The organism is Pseudarthrobacter phenanthrenivorans, from assembly GCF_000813845.1.
In the GTDB taxonomy this organism is placed as follows: domain Bacteria; phylum Actinomycetota; class Actinomycetes; order Actinomycetales; family Micrococcaceae; genus Arthrobacter; species Arthrobacter phenanthrenivorans_B.
Genome location: NZ_JWTB01000068.1, coordinates 1 through 904 on the forward strand (window position 1 = coordinate 1; position 904 = coordinate 904).

At 67.0% G+C, this 904-nt stretch carries 1 protein-coding gene and 1 pseudogene; both read right to left on the reverse strand.

Features of this window, described 5'->3' with window-relative positions; all coding sequences use genetic code 11:
• A pseudogene (locus tag RM50_RS20060) lies at window positions 1-549 on the reverse strand (HNH endonuclease signature motif containing protein); the annotation flags it as partial.
• A 101-nt stretch (window positions 550-650) separates the two neighbouring features.
• Window positions 651-904 (reverse strand): hypothetical protein (locus tag RM50_RS21000; protein WP_205622312.1); only part of this gene is annotated, 254 nt, incomplete at its 5' end.

Below are 904 nucleotides of genomic sequence, written 5' to 3' on the forward strand. Positions count from 1 at the left end.
CTCGCCGGGGGCGGCGCCGCGGGCCGGGGTGGGCGCGGCAGGGTCGAAGAAGTGCGCCACCAACCCCGCGGCCCCGGCCGGGGCGAGGCCCTCGGTTTCGTCCGCCACAATGCGGGCGTGTTGCCAGGACACGGCCCCGGCGGCCAGGGCGTCCAGGACCGGCGGCAGGGAGCAGACCCGGCGGGCCTGCTCCACCAAACCACCTGCCGCGGCGGAGCTGATGGTCAGGACCCCGGCGATTTCTTCCACGGCCGACATCTCCGCATAGGTCCGCTCATGCACTGGCGCGTCGGGGGCCAGCATCGCCTGCTGGAATTCCACTGCGTCGGCAACATCGCGGGCCTTCACCGCGGCGAGCCGGCCCTCCAGCTGCTTCACGACCTCCAGCCGTTCCAGCCGGAGCTCATACCGCCGCTGCAACACATCCACATCACTGCCAGCATCAGCGCCGGAAGCCAAAGCAGCATCCTCCCGGTCCAGCGCGTGAAGGGCAGCAACAGAGGCAGAAATACCCTCCGTCACAACCCCAACACCGCTGCTGATTCCCATACCCACATCATCCAACGAGGGTCCGACAATCAGGCCTGCTGCCGCCCGCGGGAAGGCGGCCCAACGTGCTGCGCCCTAGCCCGACCGCTGCGAAAGGCGCCTCACAACAAAAGCCGCCCGCCGCCGTCGTACGTTCTCGACGCGGACTTTCCTTTCCGCTGCCCACATACCCGTTGCCAAAAGCACGCTGCGTAGCGCAGAAAAATGTCCAGCGCGAGAAGGAACATGCGCAGCGCCACGATAAGTCGTCCTATCAAAGCGCGCGCCCTACGTTCCGGGGACGAGTGATACATCGAAGCAGGAAACACGTCACGGCTGGTGCCGCTTAAATGAATTCGGCCGCCATCGGGTGGTG